The sequence below is a fragment of the Kordia algicida OT-1 genome (assembly GCF_000154725.1).
In the GTDB taxonomy this organism is placed as follows: domain Bacteria; phylum Bacteroidota; class Bacteroidia; order Flavobacteriales; family Flavobacteriaceae; genus Kordia; species Kordia algicida.
Genome location: NZ_DS544873.1, coordinates 1,314,883 through 1,321,932 on the forward strand (window position 1 = coordinate 1,314,883; position 7,050 = coordinate 1,321,932).

The window sequence follows — 7,050 nt, forward strand, 5'->3', positions numbered from 1 at the left end:
CTTCTTTTAAATATAATCTATTCCTGCCAAAACATCATTAAAACCTGGACGACCAAATGGCATGGATTGAATGGATTCCCAATACATGGTTCCGTCTGGTTTCAATAGAAACATTCCTGGTTCTATGAAATGATCTGGTTCTTTTTTGATTCCTGAAGAAATAAATAATCCCCATTTTCGAGCTTCTTCAATAGGAAATTCGTATCCAATTGGAATTTCTGAGATTTCCCATTCGTCATAGGTTTCTTTGGCAACTTTTTCTGTGTCAGAACTAATTGCGATTACACTGATACCTCTTTCCGTAAATTTGTGGAGTTTTCTTTGTAGTTCTTCTAATTGCTTTTTACAAATCGGACAGTGTTTCCCTCTGTAAAATAGTATCATTACGAAGTTTTCAGCTTTTTGGTCGCTGAATTTCCATCGCGTGTCATTTACTAAATTGATATCTATTTCGGGAGCTTTGTTTCTTGGTTTTATCATTTTATTGTTCATTTTTTAGGCTTTCCATATCAATGACAAATCTGTATTTTACATCGTTATTTGTCACTCTTTCAAAAGCATTGTTAATATCTTTCATGTCAATCATTTCTACATCAGATACGATGTTGTGTTCACCGCAAAAATCAAGCATTTCCTGTGTTTCTTTGATTCCGCCAATTAGCGAACCAGCGACTCTTTTTCTTCCCATAATTAAGCTTCCGCCGTGCATTGGTTCTAGTGGCTCAATTGCTCCAACCATTACCATAGTTGCATCGCGTTTTAGCAAATTTAAATACGGATTGATGTCATGCTTTACAGGAACGGTGTTTAGTAGAAAATCGAAAGTTCCTTTGTGCTTTTTCATTTCGTCTTCATCTTTAGAGATTAGTACGTCATCTGCACCAAGTCGTTTGGCATCTTCCGCTTTGTCAGGCGAAGTGGTAATCATAATGGTTTTTGCTCCCATGGCAACTGCAAATTTGATTCCCATGTGTCCCAATCCACCAAGACCCACAACACCTACTTTGTCTCCTTCTTTAATATCCCAATGATTTAATGGAGAAAATGTTGTAATTCCTGCGCATAATAATGGTGCTACAGCTTTGATATCTAAATTTTCAGGAACGTTTAAAACAAAGTCGTCTTTTACCGTAATACTTGTAGAATAACCTCCAAAAGTCTGTTTGTTTGTGTGTTTGTTTTTTCCGTTGTACGTACCAACCATTCCTTCTTCGCAAAATTGCTCTAAATCGTCTTCACAGGCACTACATGATTGGCAAGAATCTACCATGCAACCGACACCGACCAAATCGCCTTCTTTGAAGTTTGCTACTTTGCTACCAACTTCCGCTACGCGACCTATGATTTCATGTCCTGGCACTAAAGGATATGTTGCGTTTCCCCAGTCGTTCCTGGCTGCGTGAATATCACTGTGACAAACGCCACAATAGAGAATGTCTATTTTTACATCATTTTCTAAAATATCTCGTCTTTCAATTTCCATTTGTTCTAAATCGGCTTCCGCTGATTCTGTTCCGTATGCTTTTATTGTTGTCATTGTATATTTTTATTGATTAATTGTAATTGCTGCTTTTGGATAGTCTGTATATCCTTCTTTTCCTTGTGTATAGAATGTATCTTTGTCCCAATCTGCCAACTCAATCCCATGTTTGAAATGTTCTACCAAGTCAGGATTTGAAATGTAAGGTTTTCCATAGGCTACCAAGTCTGCTTCTCCATCTAAAATGACTTTATTTCCTTTTTCTTGATCGAAATCGGTGTTGATGATTAAAGTTCCGTTATACAAAGGTCTAAAGTGTTTTGCAATGTCTGTCACGGCGTGTTCTACATCCGATACATCGTTAAAAGGTTCCGATAAATGCACGTAGGCCAAATCGTATTCATTCAGTTTCTTGATGATGTATTCAAAAGTTGGAATCGTTTCTTCGTCAATTGTAATTCCCGCCATTCCGTTTAGAGAAGGATTGAAACGACAACCAATTTTTTGTTCAGGAATTTCTTTTTTCATCGCGTCTAGCGTTTCAAAGAAAAATCGTGCTCTGTTTTCAATGCTTCCGCCATAGTTGTCCGTTCGTTCATTAGAACATTTGGTAAAAAACTGATGAAAAAGATATCCATTAGAGGAATGTACTTCTACACCATCAAAACCAGCTTCTACTGCATTTTTCCCAGCAGTTACAAAATCCTGAATGGTTCTGTCGATATCTTCTTGCGTCATTGCGCGTGGCGTTACCGTATCTTTGTTTCCTTCAGGCGTGTAGGATTTGGTTTCAGGGTTGATCGCAGATGGCGCAACAGGCAACTCTCCGTTATGAAAATCTGGATGCGAAATTCGTCCCACATGCCACAATTGGATAAAAATTTTCCCGCCTTTATCATGTACACGTTTCGTAACTTTTTTCCAGCCTTCTACTTGCTTTTTTGAGTAAATACCTGGTGTGTAAATATATCCTACAGCTTCTTTGGAAACCTGAGAACCTTCTGTAATGATTAATCCAGCGGAAGCTCTTTGTTCGTAATAGATGCCGTGTAATTCATCAGTAGGAAAATTTCCGTCATTGTTGGCTCTGCTTCTTGTCATTGGTGCCATGATGACACGATTTTGTAATTGTAAGTTTTTGGAGTTATAGGGTTCTAGTAATGGTTCTTTTTTCATTCTTTCTTTCTATATTTTTTCGATTCTCTCAAAAATACGAAATCAGCTATTGAAAATGCTGTAGATAAATCTATCAAGTTAACATTAACATGGATTGAGCAAAAGATTTTTTATTTTGTAAATAATTTCTTGTTTTTACTTTTATAATTTTAGATAGAATTCCAAATATCCATGTATATTTTCCAGTCGTCTCCTACTTTTTTCCAAACGATGACATATTTGCCTTTCCAAGAACTTGTTTTTCCATCGGCACGTACGGTTGTTCCTTCGTAATATCCGTAATCGTACGCAGTATTTTCTACAATTGTAATTTCGTTTGGTGTAATTTTATGATTTTTTGTTTGTACGCCTTCAGGTAAGATCCAATATTTTGTGATGTTTTCTACACCAATAATGATGTCACCTCTTTGGGGAAATATTTTAGCATCTTTTGTATATGATTTTCCAATCATTTCATAATTTCCAGTATTCACATAACTTGAAAAATCTTTGATGTTTTTTAGTATTTGATTGATGTCTTCTTGATTTCCATTATAGTTTTGTCCGATTGAAAATTGTATTGAAAATAAGATGAACAGTAGTTGTATGTATGTTTTCATAGGTTAATTGATTGTTTTTAGTTGCTGTAGGAATAAAAGTTAAAGGGTAAGTACAATTAGAAAATTATTGACATTACATTATCATTCAAAACTTTGTTCTAATCCCATTTCTCGAATCTTATCTAGCCAATTATAGATCATTGCTTGATTATATTTTGGATTACCATTTTCATCTTTTTCTTTTTCTAAAGCAATTGCCAATAAAGCATATTCATTTTCTAAAGATGTCCCAAATATCCCTTGATCGTCCGTATTTATAGAAACAAATATTTGAGGGCATTCTTTTATTTTCCGAGTATCAGTTTCTAAATGTAAATTAAAAAAGTTTTTTATAGGATGTTTACTATATTTATCAATGGTTCCTATCAAATAATTGGAAGTTGGATTGCACTCAATACCGATATTCAGATCTCTTATATAATGTTGATATTTCTTTTGAATTTTTTCAACTAATTTGATATACGTATCAGAAATAGTAAACTGTTTTATTTCCTTTCCTTTATTTTTAATTTTTTGGTTGAAATGATATTGTTGATATAAAAATTTAATTTTAGAATCCTTCCGAATATTTGAATTTTTTGGATAAAAATAATTGATTCTACATCGTTCCCAATATGTCATATTTGAGATTTGATTAACATCATCCTCTATATTTTCCATGTAAAGATATGGATCATCACCACGCAGTTTCCATGCATCGTAAAAAATGTCATGTGTAAAATTCATTGAAGAAAATTTTACCTCTTGATCAAAATTTACTTGATATATTTCTCGAAACAGCGAGTCAAAAAGCTTTTCTAGCTTATAAACTTCACTTGAAAATTCATTGATGTTATATTTTCTAATTTTAGCTAATAACCATGATATGTTATCTATTAATAGTTCTTTAGGTAACATTATCTTTCTATCTTTCAAGTTAAAATATTCTTCTACATTTATTCCAAGTGCAAGTGCATGTCCTATTCTATCACCTGGACAAAACTTTAAAAACTTAATTACTTCATCAATACTTCTAATACCATCAATAATATCATAGAAATCTTCTCCTGCATGAAATGTTGCCGATAACTTATTTTCAACTATCTTGCTTTTTAAATGATTGAATTCCCCTTGTAATTTATGATCTTTTAAATATCTAAACACTTGAGCAAATACTTCTGGTCTAGTATTAAATTCAGATGATGCAGCGTCAATCCCTTTTATTAAACTTGCTTTTTTAGCATAAGATTCACGTAGTAGAACTATTGCTTTAGCTTGTTTTTCAATATTGTCTCTTAATTTATAATGCCTAGGTAATCCTACTTGTGTTAGAGTCAATTTTATATTTTCTTCTTTCTTTTTTATAAAGTGTATTGTGTAGAAATGTTTTTCTTTTTTAAGCTTATTAAATAGTTTTTTCTTGGAAATTTTGATGTTTCTATTTGTTAATGAATTCGCATCACTATTACGTTGGTACTTTTTAAGACTTTCGTTCAACTCTTTGACAGAGTTCTTTGGAGCTATTCGAGTTTCAAATGATACTATATTTTGAAACTTTATAGTATCATTTATTGCCATTTGATACATAGCAGTTTCATAAATACTGTCTTCTGGAATAAAATATTCTTTTCTATCTTGGTATTTTGAAAAATTTGAAAAACCAATCCTTTTATTAATCTGAATCAACTCAGCTCTGAATTCGTTTTTTATTAATAAATAAATATGTAAAAGTTTTGAAATCTGTTCTGATTTTTCACAATTCGAGTATATGTATTTGAATGTGTCGTATAATAATTTGCGTTCACCGTAAAGTAGAAAAGAACCTTTAAAGTTACGAATATGCATGTTTTTAGTTATTGTATAATCAGCGATATCATCTTTACCTTTATGATTGAATTTATAACCATAAAGGAATTTATTTTGACTTACTTCATTTTGCAACTCATTTAGTTTAAGCAAGACTTCAAAAGATGTTTGCTTATTAGATGAAGGTTTTAATAAAGATTCCCAATCTTTTAAATTAATATTTTTATTCTCAGAATTAATAAATTCAAATAATAGTAACCGTATTCTACATGCTTTATAAACTAAGATATCAATTTCTTTCGTGTGATTTTTAAAAGAATACGATACTTTTCCATTTAATTTAATTTCTTTTTTTAATTCTTTAAAGGTTTTATGGTGTGTGTTAATAGTATTCATTAATACGATCCATGAAAGATCGAAAACTGGTGCTGAACCTTTAAAATGGAAATGATTTTCAGCAACTCCTTTTAATAACATTTTCTTCAAACGATTATTTGTAGAAAAAATCACAGGTTGCCATGCAAAAAAGTCACGATTTTTCTTAGCTCTATTGTCCATATAAGCAAAATATGAACATGTGAATATATCTTCACCAAGAGTAAAGGACAAATCGCGCCATCTCAACAAATGCTGATAACTCACAAGTGGTTGATTATTCCGTTCTTTTAAAACTTGCTTATTGAAGTGCAATAGCAAGTTGTAAACAGATTTCTCCTGTTTACCATTTTGGTATACATCAAAAAACCAATCTTCTTCTAGTTTTTTATGGAGATTCTCAATTTCATCAAAACTCAAATGATGAAAATATTTAAGTCCATTTTCTAAAAAATCTTTTTTTGCTACTACATCTTTGTTCTTAAAACTAGTGATGTCATACAAATCTTGAATCAGTTGATCTGGACAGGTTTCTCCAAAAATAACTTGAATAGATTTTCTAAGATTGTCCATTGGCGAGTTTTCTTAAAAATTCTTCAATCCTCTTTAATGCTTCAAGTATATTCCTATCCATTAAACCTCTTAGTTTCCATAGATAATTTTGTTCTGAAGGAAAATCTTTAAAATCTTTGGCTAAATTATTCATAGCCCTTTTTGCTCCTTGTGGAGAAAATTCTCTTCCACTAAAATATCTTCCTTTATAATAATTTAAATTATGCTTGGCTAAACGCTTCAAAAGATCTTCCTTTTGTGAATCTTGAACACTTTCTGATTCCAAATCAGTAGCAGATGGGTGAAGTAAATTTATTTTTTCTGAAAAACTATTCTCAAATTCTTCTGTAATCGCTTTTATAAACGGATGTTGTGAAAATTTTTCTTCTAAAGAAACTTCTTTGGTAGCTAAAGTTTTATCTACTTCAGACAATTTTTTTTGAATTTTTCCTATTATTTGTCTGTAAATAATTTCATCAAATCGATAACTACTAGAAAACTTAACTTTATTAAAAATCAAATCGTTAAGTATAACTTCTAATAAGTCTACACTAAAAAAAGGAATAATTGGATTTTCAAAATTAAAGTTACTCTTTGTTTCTTCTCCAAAAACTCTTTTAAAATGTGTTTGATAAAAAAAGATATTTCTTATGAATCCAAGTAATGAAAATATAATTTGATTATTTTTTCTTACAGCTTGATATTCATATATAACTTCATCATTAGTTCTTTCAATATCTTTCCTCATTGAAATAACAAAAGTAGCTACTAATTCATTAACACTTATTTTACTATCGCTAATATTATCAAATTCAAATGTCCAAAAATTATTATGCTTTAAATTATAAGTTATTTTCGCATTACGAGGATATATATCGGTTCCAATAAGCTTCTCCGCTCCATTTTTATATTTCGAATACAAAGATGTTAATTCTATCGTGTAATATGATTTAATAGCAAAAATAAAATATAAATCTTCCAAATCATAAGTAGCTATTTTGTAAGAATTTAAGACGTTTAAAACATCTCCAAAAGAAATGTTTAAGGGGTTATTTTCTAAATTTTCTATATCTTCAATAAATT

At 30.9% G+C, this 7,050-nt stretch carries 6 protein-coding genes; all 6 read right to left on the reverse strand.

Going from position 1 to position 7,050, the window contains the following annotated elements:
* Positions 1-6: 6 nt before the first annotated feature.
* Positions 7-480, reverse strand: coding sequence for a peroxiredoxin-like family protein (locus tag KAOT1_RS05525; RefSeq protein WP_040559898.1), 474 nt, complete (start codon positions 478-480; stop codon positions 7-9).
* A 1-nt stretch (position 481) separates the two neighbouring features.
* Positions 482-1,537, reverse strand: coding sequence for an NAD(P)-dependent alcohol dehydrogenase (locus tag KAOT1_RS05530; protein ID WP_007093747.1), 1,056 nt, complete (start codon positions 1,535-1,537; stop codon positions 482-484).
* A gap of 9 nt (positions 1,538-1,546) precedes the next feature.
* Complete coding sequence (locus tag KAOT1_RS05535) at positions 1,547-2,656, reverse strand: alkene reductase (protein WP_007093748.1); 1,110 nt, start codon at positions 2,654-2,656, stop codon at positions 1,547-1,549.
* Between the two features lie 149 nt (positions 2,657-2,805).
* Positions 2,806-3,255, reverse strand: coding sequence for a YybH family protein (locus KAOT1_RS05540; RefSeq protein ID WP_007093749.1), 450 nt, complete (start codon positions 3,253-3,255; stop codon positions 2,806-2,808).
* An 81-nt stretch (positions 3,256-3,336) separates the two neighbouring features.
* Entirely contained in the window at positions 3,337-5,988 is a 2,652-nt protein-coding gene (locus tag KAOT1_RS05545) for an amidohydrolase family protein (RefSeq protein WP_007093750.1), read from the reverse strand.
* Positions 5,975-7,050, reverse strand: a 1,076-nt coding sequence (locus KAOT1_RS05550) for a hypothetical protein (RefSeq protein WP_007093751.1), incomplete at its 5' end; no start/stop codon positions are given. The genes KAOT1_RS05545 and KAOT1_RS05550, both read right to left, overlap by 14 nt.

What these genes read in the sequence shown, in the direction of transcription:
- KAOT1_RS05525 (WP_040559898.1), bottom strand. Translation starts at nt 480, where the DNA reads ATGATAAAACCAAGAAACAAAGCTCCCGAAATAGATATCAATTTAGTA.
- KAOT1_RS05545 (WP_007093750.1), bottom strand. Translation starts at nt 5,988, where the DNA reads ATGGACAATCTTAGAAAATCTATTCAAGTTATTTTTGGAGAAACCTGT.
- KAOT1_RS05540 (WP_007093749.1), bottom strand. Translation starts at nt 3,255, where the DNA reads ATGAAAACATACATACAACTACTGTTCATCTTATTTTCAATACAATTT.
- KAOT1_RS05535 (WP_007093748.1), bottom strand. Translation starts at nt 2,656, where the DNA reads ATGAAAAAAGAACCATTACTAGAACCCTATAACTCCAAAAACTTACAA.
- KAOT1_RS05530 (WP_007093747.1), bottom strand. Translation starts at nt 1,537, where the DNA reads ATGACAACAATAAAAGCATACGGAACAGAATCAGCGGAAGCCGATTTA.